The organism is Candidatus Jidaibacter acanthamoeba, assembly GCF_000815465.1.
GTDB classification, from domain to species: domain Bacteria; phylum Pseudomonadota; class Alphaproteobacteria; order Rickettsiales; family Midichloriaceae; genus Jidaibacter; species Jidaibacter acanthamoebae.
The window spans coordinates 1-19,541 of the sequence record NZ_JSWE01000154.1; the positions used below are offsets into that span (position 1 = coordinate 1).

General features: G+C 30.8%; 13 protein-coding genes. 3 read left to right on the forward strand and 10 right to left on the reverse strand.

The features are described from left to right. Positions 1-409 (reverse strand): hypothetical protein (locus NF27_RS07675; RefSeq protein ID WP_039457867.1); only part of this gene is annotated, 409 nt, incomplete at its 3' end. Positions 410-815: 406 nt separating this feature from the next. Between NF27_RS07675 and NF27_RS07680 the strand changes: the two genes are divergently transcribed. Together NF27_RS07680 and NF27_RS07685 are read left to right on the forward strand one after the other, a co-directional pair. After that, entirely contained in the window at positions 816-3,401 is a 2,586-nt protein-coding gene (locus NF27_RS07680) for an ankyrin repeat domain-containing protein (RefSeq protein ID WP_039457870.1), read from the forward strand. A 663-nt stretch (positions 3,402-4,064) separates the two neighbouring features. After that, complete coding sequence (locus NF27_RS07685; protein WP_039457872.1) at positions 4,065-4,427, forward strand: ProQ/FINO family protein; 363 nt, start codon at positions 4,065-4,067, stop codon at positions 4,425-4,427. Positions 4,428-4,471: 44 nt separating this feature from the next. Here NF27_RS07685 and NF27_RS07690 read toward each other — a convergent pair whose 3' ends face one another. From NF27_RS07690 to NF27_RS07715, 7 genes are all read right to left on the reverse strand, one after another. Continuing rightward, positions 4,472-7,219, reverse strand: a complete 2,748-nt coding sequence (locus NF27_RS07690) for a sodium:solute symporter family transporter (protein ID WP_039457875.1) — start codon at positions 7,217-7,219, stop codon at positions 4,472-4,474. A gap of 174 nt (positions 7,220-7,393) precedes the next feature. Next, on the reverse strand, positions 7,394-7,570 hold the full coding sequence (locus tag NF27_RS12560; protein ID WP_161791839.1) for a hypothetical protein: 177 nt from the start codon (positions 7,568-7,570) through the stop codon (positions 7,394-7,396). Positions 7,571-7,947: 377 nt separating this feature from the next. Then, positions 7,948-8,625, reverse strand: coding sequence for an ankyrin repeat domain-containing protein (locus NF27_RS07695; RefSeq protein WP_039457877.1), 678 nt, complete (start codon positions 8,623-8,625; stop codon positions 7,948-7,950). 143 nt (positions 8,626-8,768) lie between these two features. After that, positions 8,769-9,776, reverse strand: a complete 1,008-nt coding sequence (locus NF27_RS07700) for a hypothetical protein (RefSeq protein ID WP_039457879.1) — start codon at positions 9,774-9,776, stop codon at positions 8,769-8,771. Positions 9,777-10,221: 445 nt separating this feature from the next. Further along, the gene (locus NF27_RS07705; protein WP_039457881.1) at positions 10,222-13,374 is read right to left on the reverse strand and encodes an ankyrin repeat domain-containing protein; all 3,153 of its coding nucleotides are present in this window, start codon (positions 13,372-13,374) and stop codon (positions 10,222-10,224) included. A gap of 96 nt (positions 13,375-13,470) precedes the next feature. Then, positions 13,471-16,728, reverse strand: coding sequence for an ankyrin repeat domain-containing protein (locus tag NF27_RS07710; RefSeq protein WP_039457883.1), 3,258 nt, complete (start codon positions 16,726-16,728; stop codon positions 13,471-13,473). 128 nt (positions 16,729-16,856) lie between these two features. Continuing rightward, entirely contained in the window at positions 16,857-17,822 is a 966-nt protein-coding gene (locus NF27_RS07715; RefSeq protein ID WP_039457887.1) for a tetratricopeptide repeat protein, read from the reverse strand. Positions 17,823-17,979: 157 nt separating this feature from the next. Between NF27_RS07715 and NF27_RS07720 the strand changes: the two genes are divergently transcribed. Beyond that, the gene (locus NF27_RS07720; protein WP_039457890.1) at positions 17,980-18,417 is read left to right on the forward strand and encodes a GNAT family N-acetyltransferase; all 438 of its coding nucleotides are present in this window, start codon (positions 17,980-17,982) and stop codon (positions 18,415-18,417) included. On the opposite strand, the gene NF27_RS07725 is transcribed toward NF27_RS07720, so the two are convergent. Together NF27_RS07725 and NF27_RS07730 are read right to left on the reverse strand one after the other, a co-directional pair. Continuing rightward, complete coding sequence (locus NF27_RS07725) at positions 18,414-18,893, reverse strand: thermonuclease family protein (RefSeq protein ID WP_053332688.1); 480 nt, start codon at positions 18,891-18,893, stop codon at positions 18,414-18,416. The two genes, NF27_RS07720 and NF27_RS07725, sit on opposite strands and share 4 nt — an antisense overlap. Before the next feature lie 93 nt (positions 18,894-18,986). Then, on the reverse strand, positions 18,987-19,265 hold the full coding sequence (locus tag NF27_RS07730; RefSeq protein ID WP_053332689.1) for a thermonuclease family protein: 279 nt from the start codon (positions 19,263-19,265) through the stop codon (positions 18,987-18,989). Between the last annotated feature and the right edge of the window lie 276 nt (positions 19,266-19,541).

Sequence of the window (19,541 nt, forward strand, 5' to 3'; positions counted from 1 at the left end):
TTTTAGTGGTATTTAAATTAGATGGTTTCTTAACACCATACATTATTGCTGCACCCCCGAATAGAGTATACAAAGTATTACCTCTTAGCGAACTATGTAATGTACTTGAATAATCTGTGTAAAATTTTATAGAACTTTGCGTTATAATGGCAAGCGGTGCAATGAGTGTTGATAGGCTGAGTATATGATATACATCTCTAATATTTAATTTCTTCAACTTTGCCACTTTTGAAAACTTTTCATTCCAAGTATCAAGGAAGTTGCTGAGCGCATAAATTGATAAAACTCCACCCACAATTATGTTAAAGTTGCTAAGCTCATTAGTAGGCTTTATAAAACTTCCGAATTGAAAATTGTATTGAGAAAAAAGTGAGGAATTCCAGTCTCTTGTTTGATTTACATTTAACATTATATTTATATTTTAATATTATAATCTAACGCACGCTAACATATCAATATTATGAAAAAAAGTACTTATAAGTTAAATTTCGTATATGGATTTAAATATTCTGGTTATATTACATCAGTAATAAGGTAAATAAGGATAAATATTTTTGAATTATGTACATTAAGCTATTAGGGATATGATTCATACACCTAATAGCCCTTGGAATGTAAAATTAACTCCTTACTTTTACAGCTGGTTTTATTATAGAGGATGCTAACAACAAATTACTTAAAGGACATTTACCATATTAGAAACCTAGATGATAAAGATAAGAAAACTAAATTGTATCAATTATATCTATTTATTAACTAAACGTTAACCTTTTTTCAATAAAATAATATTATGACCTAAGACTAAGGTTTAAATTATGGGATTTAATCATAATGATAATTTATATAAAGCAGTATCAATCGGAAATGGAAGAGAAGTATTTAAATCCTTATTAAAAGGAGCTAATCTAAATTACGAGACAGACGAAGGATTAACTCCACTTACAAGGGCTATACTTAATGGCCATGATAATATAGTTGAAATTTTGCTTGAAGCCGGAGCTGATCCGAATTGGGAAGTACTTTCCAGAGGATTACCTTTCGATATTATTATAAATCAAAGTGGTTTAAAGTACTTCAATATCTATTTAGAGCTTAATTCAACTGCGTTTAGTTATTCATTGGATTGTCCAAATTCTCCGTTATATCTTGCTATAGCTGTGCGTAACCTTAAAAGTATAGAGTTGCTTTTAAAGTACGGAGCAAGAGCAAATTACCCGGGAATAGAGACAAGCGAAAATACAAATAATATTCCCCCGATTATATTTGCCATTTTAACAGCATATTATCAGGTAGTAGAAGCTTTATTGCCTGCAATAAAGCATATTGATGAGAAATGGGGAAAGAATTACGAGACACCTCTGATGGTTGCATTAAATATAAATGATATAAAGATAGCACGATTACTAATAGAGAAAGGAGCTGATGTTAATACAAAAGCCCGAAACGGTTGTACACCTTTATTAAGAGCTGTAGAGTGCTGTAAGCATAATTTTGTAGAGGAATTAATATTAAAGTATGGAGCCGAAGTTAATAACAACGATGAAAATGTATATTCTCCTTTAATGCGAGCAGCATATCTAGGTTTTGATGATACTGTGGAAGTATTATTAAAAAATAATGCTGATGTTAACCAAGAGAGTAAGTATTTCAAATCTGCATTAATGCAAGCATTAATAGGATACGGTAAAACCAAGACAATTGAGTTATTATTTAAAAGTGGAGCTAATGTTAACGCAAGTTTCCCTGATGGTGATACTCCATTAATAGCTGCTATTAAAGGAGCCAATATTGAAATAGTGGAAAAACTATTAAAGTATGGTGCTGATCCTAATCTACTAAATAATTTTGGAGAAACTCCGCTTATTGTATTAGCTAAGTTGATAAATTATTATGATGAGATTGCAAAGCTACTTGTTAAGTATGGTGCTAGATTTGATATAGGGAATACGGAAGGTACACCTGTAATGAAAGCTGCTAGATATGGAAATATAGAGAAAATAAAAAGTTTTATAAAATTAGGGGCTGATATAAATTATCAACATAATAAAAGAACTGTATTGCTAACAGCTATTTCTTGGCGGCAAATTGAAACTGTTAAATTTTTATTATCGTTAGGGGCTATTATACCGGAAGGAATGGCACTATATGAAGCTGTATCGAGTAATTCCATTGAAATAATAAACTTATTGCTTGAGCGAGGAGCTGATCCTATGCTTATCGATGAGATTCATTTTAAACGTCTTAAACATTCCATTAAAAAGTATCCGACATCTTATACAAAGGTTGTAGGTATAGTTAATAAATGGAGCGAGCAAAGAAAATTAAAAAATATAGACAAATTAAACGTTACTTCAAGTGATAATACAATTACCGGCAAGGCATTTAAAGCTATTGAAGATAATGATATCAGTATAATAAAGCATATACTACACGCAGGGGTTGATCCAAATAACTTAATTAATGAGCAAGGATTAACATTATTAGGACAGGCTGGCCAAAGCGGACGTTATAAAATTACAGAGATACTATTAAAAAACAAAGCAGATCCTAATAAATATAAAGGGTTTTATTATGCACCTATAACAAAAGCATTAACATTTGGACACTTTAATATAGCTAAACTTCTTCTAAGGTATGGTGCCGATCCTACTATAGAAGATTGTTCAGGAGGGAATTTATTACATATAGATAAAGTATTTCATAATCATGAAATGCTAAAATTATTATTGCTGTCAGGAGCAAATCCTAATTTAGAAGATCAAGTTTTTGGTACAGCTTTTAGTATGGTAGTTAATTACCATAGCTTTAGTAGTTTGGAGATGGTCAAATTTTTTCTAGCGCATGGAGCGGATCCTAACCTTGGTAGTATTAAAGGAGATACATTATTATTATCTGCAATAAAAGATAATAAAGAACAACTTGCTATATTGTTGTTAGAGCAAGGAGCTAGTCCTCTTTTAACATGCTTTAATACTTGCTTGGATGAAGCAATAAAACGCAGAAAGATAAAACTTGGTCAGAAATTAATTGACACAGGGGCTATAAACCTTCCCCCTAAAGATACTATTACTGGAATTTTAGATAGCTCTATTGAATACAAAGACTGCGATATGGTAAAATTTATACTTTCAAATTTCAAAGAATTAAAATTAACCGCTAAAAATATCGAGAAAGGTTTTACTTGGGCAGCAGCGAATGGAGAATTAAAGATATTAAAGCAATTAATGAAGCATATAATATATTTAAATTCATATGATAGAAGTATAAATATAAGTTCTGCTTTAATTTCCTTAGTAAAAGGTAAGGAACCCGAATTAGAACAATATTTATATATAGAGCAAAATACCGCCACTACAATTAATACTATTGAAGATAATAACCCACATCAGAATTTTCATTAAGTATGTGATCTATATAGAAGGTTATAGGTATCAGAAGAAGTTATGACTGTTTAATAAATAGATGAATATATAAAGAGAGGTAATAATACCTATTATAGTATTGCTCAAGGTTGCTAGGATAGCTGCCTTAGAGCCATAAGTTTGATTTGCAGGTAAAATATAGGATACAATTTCAGCAGAATTTTAATTTTTCTGTTATAACGTAATTACATAATACTGTAATTACGTATGTTAGTTTGAAACTTATTAATCACCAAATAGTATTATAACCGGAAAAATATTTTAATATTGTAATATTTAAAAGAATAAATATTGTTTTAAATATTATCATAAAAGAAAGCTATGGCCTTTTGTTATAACCATAGCTTAAAAAAGAAGTCTTCAATAAAGTAGTGTATATGAGGTTATATTGCAATCTTTTCTTATTTTTATTTAACTAAATAAGTCTTATTTATATTTCTTATATAATTCTTTAATTAATAGTTAGTACTCTCTATAAAGGTAATAAGTATGATCTGATATCTGATTATTACTGAGTGAATCTTATTGTTAGCCTTCTAACTACTTTTTTATTTCAATATGTTATTGCAATTTAATTCTTTTGTTTATACTTTTGCCTACTTATATATTATATAATATTCTATAAACCCTTACTTTTATTATATGCCTGAAACTAATAAGACAAATTCAAATCCTTCAAACTTGATAACCAATGAAGCTAAAAAACCTAAAAGCTCTTTTTCTAAAGAGGAATATAATAAAACTCTACAACTTCTAAGTACTCAATTCCCTAATACTTTTAATGATAAGAATTCTAAAATATTAAAGGTTGGCATACATAAAGACTTAAAAGAAAAAACTACTCTGAGCAGTAATACTATTAAGCATTTCCTTAGAAAATACTGTCATGCTAAAAAATATATAGCTGCTCTTATTGAAGGCGCTCCACGCTATGACTTAGAAGGTAATATAGCAGGACTTGTAACTATAGAGGAAACCCCTAAAACTCCTGAGCATAATAAATAGTATATAAATAATATAATTATTCAAAAACCTTTAACTTAGGTTTGCTACTTTTTAACTACCTTCTTTTTCTTTTTAACTTTTGGGAAGGTTAGGATAAATTCGGTATATTTGCCTAACCTTGATTTGCACTCAATATATCCGCCCATATCCTGCATTACCATTTTGCAGAATGCAAGCCCGATACCCGTCCCGCTTTTACTCTTAGTATAGAACTTATCAAATATATAAGGCATATCTTCTTCTGCTATACCTTTGCCGTCATCCCTGAAGTAAAGCTTATTATTTTCTACTCTTATATTTATTTTTACGTTCTTGCCGCCATACTTATATGAGTTGTTTAGAAGGTTAAATAACATTTGCTTCATGAAATACATAGACCCGTAAAATTGGAAGTTATCTATGATTATAATCTTTATACCGTCTTGTTTTTGCTTTAAGAGCTCATATTCGGATATTGCCAGATCAATAAACTCTTCCATGAACAATTCTTTTTTATCATCGGAAATTACGGAACTCTTCATTGAAGCTAGCAAGGTATCAACAGTGGTAATTCCATGAGAACTTATTTTTTTCAATGTCTTCCCGGCATCTAAAATCATTTCTAATTCAGTTTCTTTGATTTTTAAAAGATAAAAGTCGCCTTGCTTCTGTTTATTATTAGTTGCTTCTTCCAGTAATGAGCCTAAGTGTCCTGCATACATATCCATAGTAGCTAATGGACTTTTTACCTCATGTGCCATAGCTCCGCCAAATATATGCATGGTCTCTACTCTCTCTTCCTGCTCTTTCTCACGTTTTCTAAGAAAGAACAAGGTGGCAAACAAGAAGAATAGATAAATATATGCAATGCTACTTACTGTTGTAATTTCCTGTAGAGATTGTATGCTATGACCAGTTTTATTAAACAATATGAATCCAAAAATCATTCCAATAGAATATAATAGGATAAATCTTCTGGCATCAACAAATAAATAAAGTGAGAATGCAGATAATATACTGTTAATCACCCAAAATGGGTCTTTATGCCCAACAAACATCATATAACTTGATACAAACGGCAAACAGAAAGTCAGTAAAAAGTACCAGTAGTAATGAAGATACTTTTCTATAAATCTTTTGCTAGCGATGAAATACCTGAATAATAATACTAAGCAGAAAAAATACCCTATGGCTAGAAGGTAAGCAAATACCATATGGTCTGGATTTGAGGTTACATCTAAGCTATAAAGAAAATAGTAAGATAAGGTAAAAATGCAAAACCTTTTAACATCAATTTTATGCTCTTCTGGATGTTCAGAAAGCAAGATAAAAATACGTTTGAAAAAAATAGCCATGTTTTGGGCTAAACCTATAAGCCCATTCTTGATTCTAATAATAACTTTATCCTGTGCTTGTAAAAAGGGGGAAGTAATTTCAATTTGTTTGAATAGAATTTGGTAATAATGCATACCAAACAAGCCTATAGCACTACCAATATCCCCTAAAGTTATGCTTATAATAGCAAATTCTCCAACTATAACCCTACCCATTAATGTAAATAATATAGCAAAGATTACACTTGCTATAAAAGATCTACTATTCGTTTTGAATCCCAGAAATCCTGATATAGTAGGAATTGCAATTAATGGCTCCCAGAAATTAGCTACTAGCCATATTAAATCTAAAATATTTTTACTATACTTTATAAGGGCTAACGACGATATAGCAAGTATAACCGTAGTAGTCCTCAGAGAGACAAGCAATGCTCTATTACTAAGGTTAGGACGTAATGTCTTGAAAATATCATTAACTAAAATAATACTTGCTGCATTAATTTTTGCTTCTGCGGTAGACATAATAATTGCCATTAATCCTGCGACCATAGCTCCCTTTAACATAAGAGGCAAAAGAGTTATAAATTCAAATAGCGTTTCATCAGGAATGATATTTGGAAAAGCAGCCCTCATTTTATACGCTATGAGACAAAGTGCTGCTGAAAAGGGCATAGATATTAATGCAATCGTTTTTAATGCCTGCTCAAGCTGCTTAGTATTTTTTGCAATTAAGCATCTTTGTATAAAAGCAGGATCCACTCCCGGTAATAAAGCATACATAGCGAAGCTGGCAAGTAAGCTTATATTTTCTGTACTTAGGGTTATACCTAAATGCGATCTTGGTAGATAAGCAATTAAACTTTTAAGACCCCCAGTACTTGCAAAAGCAATTATAAAAGCAATGGGAATAATAAAAAAGAAAACTGTAGATTTAAAAATCTCAGTATGGATTACAGCTCTTATACCTCCTAATGCAGAATAGAGGGTAATAATTCCATACCCAATTAATATACCATACCCTGTTTCTATTCCCAAAAAATAATTAAAAACGAAACCTAATGCTAAAGCTTGGGCAGCAATACTTCCTAAACTTCTTATTGTTGATGCTAAAGCTACGACCCACCTACCTGGAGTACCATAAAGCTGATATAATATTTCCCCTAGTGTTACAAACCCCTTAAATCTTTCAATATTTGATCCAATAATCTTAGCAGTAATTAACCAATACAAAGGCTCCAGCAATTGTCTTATAACAAATATAAGTCCAAATTCATAAATTTTTCCTACTATACCTATAGTACTACCTGCACCTATAGTAGAGGCATATATAGTACAAACCAACACAGTAGCTGATATGTTTTTATATCCGACCGCGAATTCTTTTAAAGATTTTATTTTTACGCTTTTAAGTAAGCCTATTAATAAGCATAGAATTAAAAAAACTATTACAATCAATAAATCTGAAAAATCTAATTTCAAAGCAATCTTCCATTAATATAGGCAGTATATACTTTAAATTATAAAGATATTATAATTTTATGTAAATATAAGATTAGTTGCTTAATAATAAATATTATTATTAAGTTAATTATTTCTTAATGTTTAATAATTAAAGAAAGAGATTAAATTTATATCAAATAACTAAAAAAGTTTTTAATCATCCTTGCCGCCGCAAAATAATGGGCTAGCTAGAGCTTTTGCTTGAGAATAAATTCTATATTCCAATTCCCCGTATGCAGCTAATTTTGGATTCATTTTTTCTATATAAGAAAATAGAAAACCACTCAATGCAAGAATTCCTAATAGAAATGTTTTTTGATAAATAGCCATTTAAAAACCTCTTTACTTCTATATATATAAATTTTAGCTAAAACTAGTTTCAGCTTAGTATTTTTACAATATATTTTTTATTAAAATATTACTAACAAATAATTATTATTTGCTAAAGAAAAAAGTTGTAAACTCTAACAATGAAGTATGAGTAATTTTATGTCTTACTATTTTGGGAGTTCATTTTAAAATTTAGTTGAGCCTAGTAGTATTACTTTATTGCAAGCGTATGTCAAGATTCTTTACTTATTATCGAATAATAAGTAAAGAAATCAGGAGGAATACACATTATACAGACATATTTAACAATGTAGTATCCTATTATTTGTATATCCCCCCTTGAATCCCGGAGTATTACCTTTTATAATTTATTCTTTTTACATCATTATACAGCAACCCTTCTTCTCAGCTTCCAAGCTGCGATCTTTATAACGCTGTGCATGATTTCCATATACATATGAAGGTATATCTTTTGATTGATGTGTTTCTTCCTGATTTTGTATAGTATTGTCTTTTGCCCAGTTATTATAGGCTGCAATTAAGCTTTTTTCATCAACTTTAGTATTTTCAGGTGCAACTTGTTTTAAAAGATCCAATGCAGTTAAGTTATTATGGTTTTTAGCTTTAGTATTATAACCATTTATTAGCATCCAACCAAAGAATGGTAGGCTAGATTGGAGAACGAATTGTGGAACTTGCTCGCTTGATTCGGGAGAATAGCGATCTAACGTCTTAATTAACCCCTTATGCTCAATAGCCCATATATGAAAAGGGGTGTTACCGTTATTATCTTTAATATTGAGATCTGCCCCTTGACTTTTTAAATATTCCGCATCTTTTATCCGACCTACTTTTAGCGCATTACACATTGCGAATATATGCATGGGTGTGTAACCATTTTCATCTTTTCTGTTAAAGAATTCATGTTTATTGGGGATTTCATCTTTAAAAATTTCATAAACGTCACTTAACATATCGCTATGCTGAAGACTTAAACAATAATGCAAAGGATACATATCTTGCCTTGCTTCTGATGTATAATTAAAATTCTTCATATAATACCTCAATTTATATATATACTTTTATGGTAAAAGCTTCATAATTTTACAGATTTATTAATTTTATGTCAATAAATATAGTAAAATATTTAATTTCATAGGATTAAGTTATTCTAATGTTATAGTATTTAAGTAATTATTTAACCTTTATTGATGCGAGTACCACCGTTTTGCTCTGCTAAGTATTTCTCCTCAAAACCTCCAAGTTTAGGTTTAGGTTTAGGTTTAGGTTTAGGTTTTGCTTCAGCTTCAGTCAAAGTAATATTTTCATCTTTTCTTAATGTTTTTCTTTCTGCAAACCTTCTTAATATCTCTTCCCTAGATTTATTGTCAGGTGCATTATTCAATTCGTTCACGCAATTATTTGCTTTGGTTTCATGTTCAGGAGAATTTTTAGAAATGTTAACCCTTAGATCATCATTTACTTTCTCTTGCGATGCTCCTTCCTCGTTCTTATTTACCGCATCATGGTATTGAACTAGTGTTTTTATGGATGCTGCCAATCTACTTTCCATTATTCCAATTCTTGCTCCAAGATCTCGAACTGCTGTTTCAATATCTTTTAATATACTGGCATTATGTGGGTTATTGTCCGGCATTAGATCTTTAAGGTTTTTAAATCGTATATCAAGTTCCTTCTTTTCTTCTTTTAACTTCTCTATGTCTGTATAGGCTTTGACTACTTTCTCAGGAAAGCCCTTATCACTGACATCTTTAGCTAATATATCAGAAGCTTTATTAGCTTCCAGAGATTTAGGATATTTACTAATTGTCTCTCTTAAACTTTCATGCTTATGAATCCATTCATGTGTTATTTCAATCTCATTTAAATTCTTACTGAAATTTATAAAACTAAAAATAAAGTCGTTTTTACATTTTAATAATAACTTATGTTGCTCGGTTAGTTCACTGTTATTTGTCTGTATATCGCCATATTGGCTTACAAAATTTTGTATAACTTCAAAGTATACTGCTGTCAATTTGTCAAGAAGATCCTGACCAAGCCCGCTTTGCATGATTAATGTCAATGCTGCTGAATATAACGAGGTAGGGTTATTTGAGCTCTTTAAAACTGAGATATAATATTCCACTAATTCTCTAGCTTTTCTTTGCATCATTTCCAGCTTCTCTAATTCTTTTGTTCTCATACTCCCTCTACTTCATCCCTTGTTACGCAATAGATACATTTTTGATGACTATAAATATAATCTTACTAGATAACTATTAATGAAAAGTTAATTTAATCAAAAATTATTTTTTATATTATCTCACCTAACAATGACAATTGAGAAAATATTTTCTTAATATAGAGTAAGATACTAAATCTTGGTTCAACAATTATAAATAGTTTTAATGTTTCGTAATAGATTAGCCCCTTTTTCTTCTTCAACAGCTTGGGCTTTTAAGTAATATTCTCTAGCTTCTTTGGTTTTGCCGAGCTTATTATATATTTCACTTACGAGATTCAGATAAAGTGTATTATCTTCCGGACTATCGGTAATCTTAAGAGCTTCTTTATAGTATTTTAATGTCTTTGATTCTCATTAATAGTACTTAGCTCAAACGTTTGATTTTTAGTATTTAAAAATATTATTACAAAACTACTATTTTTCCGCTATGCTCTCCTAGTATCTTCTGTTTTAAATCTTCGCGAAGCATTATTTTCATAATGTCACTTGCCTTATTAATATCCGAGTTATTCAATTTATTTATTTCTTCATCACTAAGAGTTCCTTTTTTATCTAATATCAATTGAACAATATTTTCATCATTATTTATTACCGCATAATATAATGCAGAATTACCTTGTTGGTCTTTCGCATTTATGCTTAAGGATTTTCCATAATGTAATATTGCCTCTGCCGTACTAATGTTATTATCTTTTACTGCTTCAATTAATGCGGTAGTCCCATTATTTATATGATTAATATCTACCCCTGCCTTTAATAACTCAATTATAATTTCCGTTTCTCCTCTTTCTATAGCCCATGCCAATCCGGCTCTTAAGTCTTCTTCCTTAAACCCTATTTTTTTAAAATATTTTAAAAGCACTTTAACAGCATGGTTATTATTGTTTTTAATTGCATCGGATAATAGCAATCCCGCTTCTTGAGGAATAAGTATTATAAAATCTTTGTGATTAATAAGTAATTCAATAACCCCTCCGTAATCTTTAGCAATTGCTTGTTTTATTGCCGACTCTATGCTTGTTCCTCTAAAAAATGTATTGTTATTTATAAGGAGATTTATAACTTCTTCATCACCCTCGGTAGCAGCCGACTCTAATAATGTAGTTCTTTTAAAAATTTCTCCTAAGCACGGATCGGCACCATTCTTTAATAATATTGCTACATTCTCATAGCAGTGCTGTACTGCTAAGGATAATGCTGTTTCTTTATCATAATTTTGGTAATTTACATTAGCTCCGGCTTCGAGAAGTAATTTAATTGTTTCTTTTCTATTCATAGAAACAGCAAACATTAACGGCGTGTATCCTGACCATGAAAACAAATCCAGATCCGCTTTATATTTTATAAGTAGCTTTATCATTTCTACATTATCCCTACATACGGCCATCATGACCGATGCTTCCCCACTTCCTTCATCCCTTATATTAGGATTTATTCCATGATCCAGTAATAGCTTAGCTATTTCATAGCTATTTTTGCCTATAGCTATATTTAATAATGGTTCTTTTCCTTTAACCTCAAGTCTGATTTTTTGTTTCAATAGCTTTTTAATGGTATCTATCGAATTACTTTCTATTGCTGTCCTAATTTCATCATAATGACTCTGTTCCAAGCTTGTAATCTCTTTTTCTAACTCCAATGTACTGTTATTAACTAAAGTATTTTTATTTTCTAACTTCCATGCATCTAATAAATTTATTATTTCTTTATCTCCTGCCTCTATTGCTTTATCAAAGCAGTTTGTGTTTTTAAATGTTAAAGTATAAGGATTTGCATTATACTTTAAAAGTAACTTAACTATTTCCTTTTTAGATTTACTATTTTTTAAAGTATCTGCTAAAGCAACCACCAAAGGGTACTTTAAATATCTATTTTGTTTATTGGGATTTGCTCCTTGCTTTAATAGTGCTTTAACTATTTCTTCATTTCTAACTTTAATGGCCTTAAGTAAAGCCGTAGAGCCGTCATAAAATTCTTTATCAACATCTAAGACATTAGGCATAATTATCCTAGCAATTTTAGCATAGGATTTTGATATTGCTATCATTAGTGCCGAGCCCCAGTACTTACTCTCTATATTCGCATCGGCTCCATGCTTTATAAGTACTTCAACAATTCTGTCTAAACCCATTAAGGCAGCTATCATTAATGCCGTCATACCTTCATTATTTATAATATCTAGGTCTACTTTCTTAGCTATCAGTGCTTCTACAATATTTAAGTCTCCTTTCTCAACCGCCCATATTAGAGCGGTTTTTCCAAATTTATCCACGGCATCAACTTCAACAGGGTATTGAAGCAATAACTCTACTACCTTGACATGACCAAACATACTAGCTTGTATTAACGGCGTTGCTTCAAATATTGTTCTTTCATTTACATCAGCCCCGCCGTCTAAAATTAACTTCATGGCTTCCAGATTACCGGTAGGGGATAAAATTAGTAAAGGGGAAACATTCATTTCACCCTTTATGTTTTTTACATTGATTACCTTTATATCCGCCCCGTGTTTTATAAGTAAGCCGGTTATTTCATGTCTTTCTTTTTTAATTGCTTGGTTTAACGGCGTATTGTATTTCTCTCCGGCAAATTTATTTACATCCGCTCCATACTTTATAAGGGTTTCTACAATATTGTATCTTCCAATTCCTGAAGCAAGTACAAGAGGAGTGGTAATACTTTGCTCTATTTTAATATTGTTCTTTTCCTGCTGCCTCTTTAATACTTTTTCTTTAACTTCTTTTGGAAGAACATTTAACATAGCATTGTTATTATCTGCTTGATCCAATACTACGTCGGGATAAATATCTTTGGAATAATTAATTTCAGCATCAGGATCAGCTCCTGCTTTAAGTAATTCCTCAACAATTGCTACATTTCCGCCTATTACCGCCATCAGCATAGGAGGAGCTACCTTACGCTCCATATAATTGACATTAGCTCCCTTTGCAATTGCAGCTTTTATACTTTTTAAATCTCCAAACCATGCTGCATTAAATAAATCACGGGTGGCTAATACTTGCTCTACTGAATCGAAATAAGGTTCTTGTAGCCATTCTTGTATTTCTTTTACCTTACGTGAATCTACCTGACGTATTTCTTTAAATTTATTTATTACAAACTTAAGTATTACACTTGAACAATATTTACAGACTAAAACTTCTTCATCATAACTATAGTAACCATGTTTATTCGCGTGAAATTTTCCATCAAGTCCAAAATATATTAAAGCCGCAAAATCTATTAAAGCATTACGGTGCGTTTCGTTTAAAAAATGAAATTTATCAATCTCCGCTATTATTGTATATATATTATGACTGTCTCTAACGGTTTGCAGATAAGCTAAAGCTGCATTCGCATCACTAAAGTTGCTTATATATTCCAGAGTATCTATTCCTAAACTATCTACTATTAACTTTAAATTATCCTTCCAAAATTCTGCTTTTAAAAGCTTGGAGAGCTTTTTACTTATTTCTATATTATTAGTAATATAATGCATGAAAGGAGAATTAGGATCATTTACATCTAAGAATTCTCTAAGGTATATATTCGTCATATCATAATGCTTAAATTGTTTAGTAAATATAACTTATCAAAGAATGGTTAACAGACGATTAATAGAAATATTGATCTCCCTTATGTAAGCTACTTTTTATACAATTATTGCTTTATAATTATACTCTTTACTTCCCAGCTCAATCAGATCTGTTTCATTTTTACCATTTTTACCAGCTTCATATTCCGATAGTATCCGTATCGCTTCTAAACAATTTTGCATTAATGCATGAGACATAGCCGCATATCCGTTATTATCCTTAATATCAGTCTTACCGCCCCATTTAAGTAAGATTTTTATAACCTCAAGTTGCTCAGCTTTTACCGCTGCAATTAAAGCCGTTGTTCCGTTATCATCTTGTAAATTAATATTCGGCAGTTGCTTAACTAACATTTCTACCAGTTGTAACTCACCGTGCTCTGCTGCCCAGATAAATCCTATCTTTTTATTTTCAAAACTTAACTTCACCTCCTGTTGGTTCGCTACCATAAACCTTGTAAAATCTTGATTCCCATACTTAATAGAACTATTAAAAATGTAACTAATGGTCTCCTCAGGTAGTGAAGTAACTGCACCTCTATCAATCAGCATTTGTCCTACTTTCTCTAATCTACCTGTTATTGCTTCATTTAAACATATGCTAAAATCGGATATAAGCGGACTAGCCCCGTATTCTAATAATATTGCAGCTATATCTTCTTTTCTCCTTTTTATGGATGCTAATAATAAGGTATCTTCTTTTATTTTACCAAGATTGGGATCAGCTCCATATTTTAAACACAACTTGATAGAATCAAGCGCTTCACATTTTAAAATTGCACTGAACGCTGTCCCGTAAGATTTAGAAATTATATTTGGGTTTAAACCATGCTTTAGTAATAACTTTAGTAAATTGTAATTTCCCCTTACCTCATTTTCCAACAATAGATTATAACCGTCCCAATTTTCAATATTAGGATTAGCTCCATATTTTAAAAGAAGCTCGGCAATATCAAAATGCTTCCAGGTAATAGCATCTTGCAAAGGTGCATAAAGATAGCCTTTATGCTTATTAGGATCCGCTTTATTTTTTAATAACAGTTCAGTCATTTTATAATGACCATTTGTTACTGCTTTTAATAATAGAGAAATACCGTACTTATTAATAGTATTAGGTTCTAAACCTGAGCTGAGAGCATCTTTTACTGCCTTATAATCATTGTTCTTTACAGCTTCAAATACTTTATCAATTGTAGTTATCTCTTGCGTTGCAGGACTAATAACTAATTTAGCTTCATCTGATTTCAACTGCCCCCTTAGTTTTCTCCACTCTTTTATAATTTCTATAACTTCTTTCACGCATATAAATTTTTTCTTTACACTCCTTTCAAGACTTGCAAAATCAGGTTCACTAATTAGCTTGGGGTCAGCTCCTTTAGATAATAAGATATTTATAATTTCAATACAGTTTGAATCAGCCGCTTTATATAAAGCTTTTCCGTCCCCAATTTTTGCTCCTAAGGATATTAATAATTTTATAGCCTCTGCTTCTCTTTTATAAATAGCTTGTAATAATGCAGTCCTTCCTTCATGATCATAATCAATTTTAGCTCCTAACTTTATTAAATCTTTTATTGCATCTATGTTTCCATCTTCAGCTGCATGCATCAAGGGAGTTCCTTTTACGTTGCTAATCTCTAATTTTGCACCATTTCTGACTAATGAGTCTGCTATAGTGTTATTATAATTTGTTAATCCTGCCAGTATAATAAGTGCAGTTTCCCCATATCTATTTTGCAAATTAGGATCAGCTCTATATTTAAGCAATTTATTTACTTTAGAAATATCTCCGCTTCGTACAGCTGCTATTAACGGCGTGTATCCATCCGTAAAACTTGCATTGACGTTAGCTCCGGCTTTTATTAAAAGCTTCAAAATATTTATATCTTTACTTCCAAATATTGCCTGAATTAATGCAGATTTAAAATATTTGCTTTCATGGTTCGCATGAGCGTTATTTTTAAGTAGCAGTTTTGCTATTTTGGTAAACCCCAAATATGATGCAATCATTAAAGGCGTTAATCCCGTTTCATCTGCAATATTAGCATCTCCTCCATGCTTTAAAATTAGGGAGGCAATTTCATAGCTATTATGTTGTATAGCCCAGCTTAATGCTGTTTTCCCTACTCTATCTTGGATATTAATATCAGCTCCGTTTTGTATCAATAACTTTGCTATCTTGAGATCTTGTGATTGTGAAGCAATCATTAAAGGTGTTAAATAATTCCTACCCCATTTTTCATTGATGTCTTCTACACCCGGTAATAGGGCTTTTACTATTTTATATTCTTTAAGTAATACAGCATATATAAGATAAGGAACTTTGGTAGCTTCTAATTTTTCTCCCTTGTCTAAACATTTCAAAGATGCACCATAGGTTAAAAGTAACTTTATGCTTTTAACACAGCGCATACCTATAGCGGTATTTAAAGGAGTGTTTGAGTAATCAGCTGCGAAACGATTCGGATCTGCACCGTGTTTTAATAATAATTCCAGAACTTTATGGTTACCTTGTTGTATTACGCAGTTCAAAGGTAACCTATTGCAGATAGCTTCTAAATTAGGGTTTGCTCCACCTCTTAGTAATACTTTAACTATATTATCATGACGTTTTAGTATGGCCATTAGTAGGGGCGTGAAACCTTCCCCAGCTTGGAAGTTCGGATCGGCTCCTTTTGATAATGTAACTCTTACTTCTTTTTCTTCTCCGGTATAAGACGCTTTAAAAAGACTTTCATTCAGCCTGCTTCTCATTAACACCTGATCCTCGGATGAAGCATATGGCTCTTTTAATTGTTTAATTACTTTCTTTACTTCATTTGGATTTAATTTGTTAAGCTCTTCTATATAGCTTATTAAAAACCTAATTATTGCTCCCGAATAATATTTATTAAGTAAGTCGTAACTCTTATAATCACAGTCATACTTATCAATCAATTCTTCATCTAAAGAAGCTCTTAAATTCATGCCTGTTTTTAAATATACTGCAAACTCATTCAGCCAATCTCGCTGCAATTCATTCAATAATTTAAACTTTGTAATTTCAGTTATAATTGTATAAATATTATAGCTATTTTTTAATACCTTCAAATAAGCTGATACTGTATTTGGATCACTTAGATTTACTATACTCTCTAAGGCTTTTACTCCCATTCCATTGATTATTGCCGTTAATGACTTCTTTCTAAGCCAAGGCTTTGTCCTACTAATCAGGAAAGTATTTTCATCAATATGCTTATCCTGATGTAGGAAATACATAAAATTGGATTTAGGACTATTGAAGTCTAATAGTTTTTTTAATTTGATGTAAGCCATATTTAGGTATTAATTAATACTTTAATTAATTTAGCGTATAAAAGTTAATAATTAATTAACGGGCATATTTTAATATGCGGATATAAATGCATACCGAATTACACTAATAGCTATTTTTCAAATTGCCTTCAGGTAGCAATACTCTTCATATACTCTTTCAACTCTATAACCAGCTTGTCTCTTTCACCGAATACTCTATTATATATTTCAAGCGCTTTGTTATAATACTTTTTAGCTTGGCTCTTATCATGTAACTTCATAAATGCATTGCCTAATTCCTTAAAAGACTTGGCTATATCTGTATTGCTTATTCCGTAATACTTTTTCTTAAATTCTAATGCTTGCTTAATAAACTTTATTCCGGTGTTAGGTTTATTTAGTCCAATATATGCTATTCCTAAATTCTCTATAATATTTACCACCCAATGAGAGCCTTCTTTTTCTATCTTCTTCCTAATCTTAAGTGCTTGCTGTTGATATTCTAATGCTTGCTTATACTTACCCAGTTTATATAGTACTTTACCTTTAAGGCATAATCCGCTGGATAAAAGGGATTTATTTTTTGCAAAATATTTTTTCATTAGCTTCAGCCCTTGATCATATTTCTTTAATGCTCCTTCAAAATTCTCTTGGTACTCTAATATCTCTCCGATACCTCTAAGAAAAAATATATACCATCGTGTTGATTTGCCGTAAGCTTTATCTACTATTTTCAAACCTCGGTTAAAATACTCTAACGCTTCTTCAGACTTACCTTGAGCAAAAAGTATATTTCCCATATTATACAGGCTTTCCGCATTAGATCCATGTTCTTTACCATATACTTCTTCATCTATGTGCAAAGCTTTCTTACAACAACTTAGAGCTTCATCATATTTATCCAATATTGATAAAATGCTTGCTATATTGTTTAGAATCTCTGAATATCTACCATTTCGTTCCCCATATATCTCCTTTATTACTTTTGCACACTCCTCATAGCAGCTTAATGCTTCTTTATATTCACCTTGAGCCTTTAATATGCTCCCCCTTATATCTAAGCAATGAGCATATGTATAATGATTCTTGCTAAATACCTTCCGTACTATGACCAAAATATACCTTACTAACGGTTAATGAATGGTTAATTTGTGTCATATTATATATTGAATATTTATTTAATAATTAAATATTTGATTGCTTTCTTGATAAGTAGGGTGCTTTTTTGCTATAATAATATATTAAAATAATATTTAACTGCATTTATTAAAAATGAATAATATATCACTTATAGATTTAAAACCTCAAATAGATACCCTCCCCTACCCTATACCCAATATTTTGCTTTCATTAGAAACATGCCCAATTACTCTCCAAACTTATAAAGATATTATCTTTGATTATAAGATTAATAGCTCCTCTGAATTGTTGGGAATTAAATTAGGTAAAGAGTTTATAGGTATTGTAGGTTTAGAGGTGTACCATAATACTGCTATTATTAAACACTTTAAAATATTACCCCAATATCAACGCCAAGGCATAGGAACTAAGATAATCAGAACATTGCCTATTAAATATAGTTTAACCTCCTTACAAGTACAGGCAGGTAATGAGACTGTTGATTTTTATTCTAAACTTGGCTTTATGGTGGTAGAGATTAAAATTAACCCCTGCCCTACTTACAAATACCTGTGCACTCTTAAAGTTTAATGCTTTTTACTCATTCTATATGCTTCAGGCCTGGCAAATGCTCCAGCCCAGATTCCTAGTTTTTCTTGCTTAGCATGCTGTTCTTCATTTATATATAGCTTGCTATACTTAGTATATGCTACCGCATATCCGTTCCTTACCATCTCGGCATTTATATTTTGAAACTTATGATTATAGCAAATACTGACTTCTCTTCTGTATCGGTCTTTACTTTTTCTAAAACAAAATACTTTGTTTTGATCAATTAACTTATCCAGGTAATTCTTTGCCTCTATTCCGCATTGCCACTCCCTGCCCTCTTTAGTTTTGCATTTCTGGCTCTTTTCTACTGCGTCAATTCCGTATAGACGTATTCTTTGGCTACCTATTATTATGGTATCTCCGTCAGTTATTATAGCTTCTCCATATAAACTGCCTTGGAACAAATATCCTATCATTCCTATAAATGTTAGCCCTACAATTTTTTTTATTCTCATAAATTGAAACCTTCCATTTTAAATTTTAAATGGTTTTCCCTATATAATCTTGCTATACAACGCCTAAGATAATACAAATATAATATATATATATTATATTTGTATTATGAGTATATTATATTTATATTTATTTTGATCAATTAACTTAATTAGATAATCTTTTGCTTCTATACCGCATTGCCACTTCCTTCCCTGTTTGGTTTTGCATTTCTGTTTTTTCTCCAGCGTGTCAATTTCGTATAAACGTATTTTTTGGCTACCTATTATTATAGTATCTCCATCTGTAATTTTTGCTTCTCCATATAAGCTCCCTTGGAACAAATATCCTATCATTCCTATAAATGTTAGCCCTACAATTTTTTTTATTCTCATAAATTGAAACCTTCCATTTTAAATTTTAAATGGTTTTCCCTATATAATCTTGCTATACAACGCCTAAGATAATACAAATATAATATATATATATTATATTTGTATTATGAGTATATTATATTTATATTTATTTTGAAAGTAAAAGTACCTTAGCATTATAATATATTTATAATATAAACATATTATATTTTTATAATTAAATGCTTTAAAAAAGCTGTATTTGTTGAATGTCATTGATATTGACCCCTTAGAGTTTCAGTCTATTTGACCCCCTAA

Coding starts and splice junctions, on each gene's coding strand:
- NF27_RS07710 (WP_039457883.1), bottom strand. CDS start 16,728: ATGGCTTACATCAAATTAAAAAAACTATTAGACTTCAATAGTCCTAAA.
- NF27_RS12560 (WP_161791839.1), bottom strand. CDS start 7,570: ATGGCTATTTATCAAAAAACATTTCTATTAGGAATTCTTGCATTGAGT.
- NF27_RS07705 (WP_039457881.1), bottom strand. CDS start 13,374: ATGACGAATATATACCTTAGAGAATTCTTAGATGTAAATGATCCTAAT.
- NF27_RS07730 (WP_053332689.1), bottom strand. CDS start 19,265: ATGAGAATAAAAAAAATTGTAGGGCTAACATTTATAGGAATGATAGGA.
- NF27_RS07720 (WP_039457890.1), top strand. CDS start 17,980: ATGAATAATATATCACTTATAGATTTAAAACCTCAAATAGATACCCTC.
- NF27_RS07685 (WP_039457872.1), top strand. CDS start 4,065: ATGCCTGAAACTAATAAGACAAATTCAAATCCTTCAAACTTGATAACC.
- NF27_RS07680 (WP_039457870.1), top strand. CDS start 816: ATGGGATTTAATCATAATGATAATTTATATAAAGCAGTATCAATCGGA.
- NF27_RS07725 (WP_053332688.1), bottom strand. CDS start 18,893: ATGAGAATAAAAAAAATTGTAGGGCTAACATTTATAGGAATGATAGGA.
- NF27_RS07700 (WP_039457879.1), bottom strand. CDS start 9,776: ATGAGAACAAAAGAATTAGAGAAGCTGGAAATGATGCAAAGAAAAGCT.
- NF27_RS07695 (WP_039457877.1), bottom strand. CDS start 8,625: ATGAAGAATTTTAATTATACATCAGAAGCAAGGCAAGATATGTATCCT.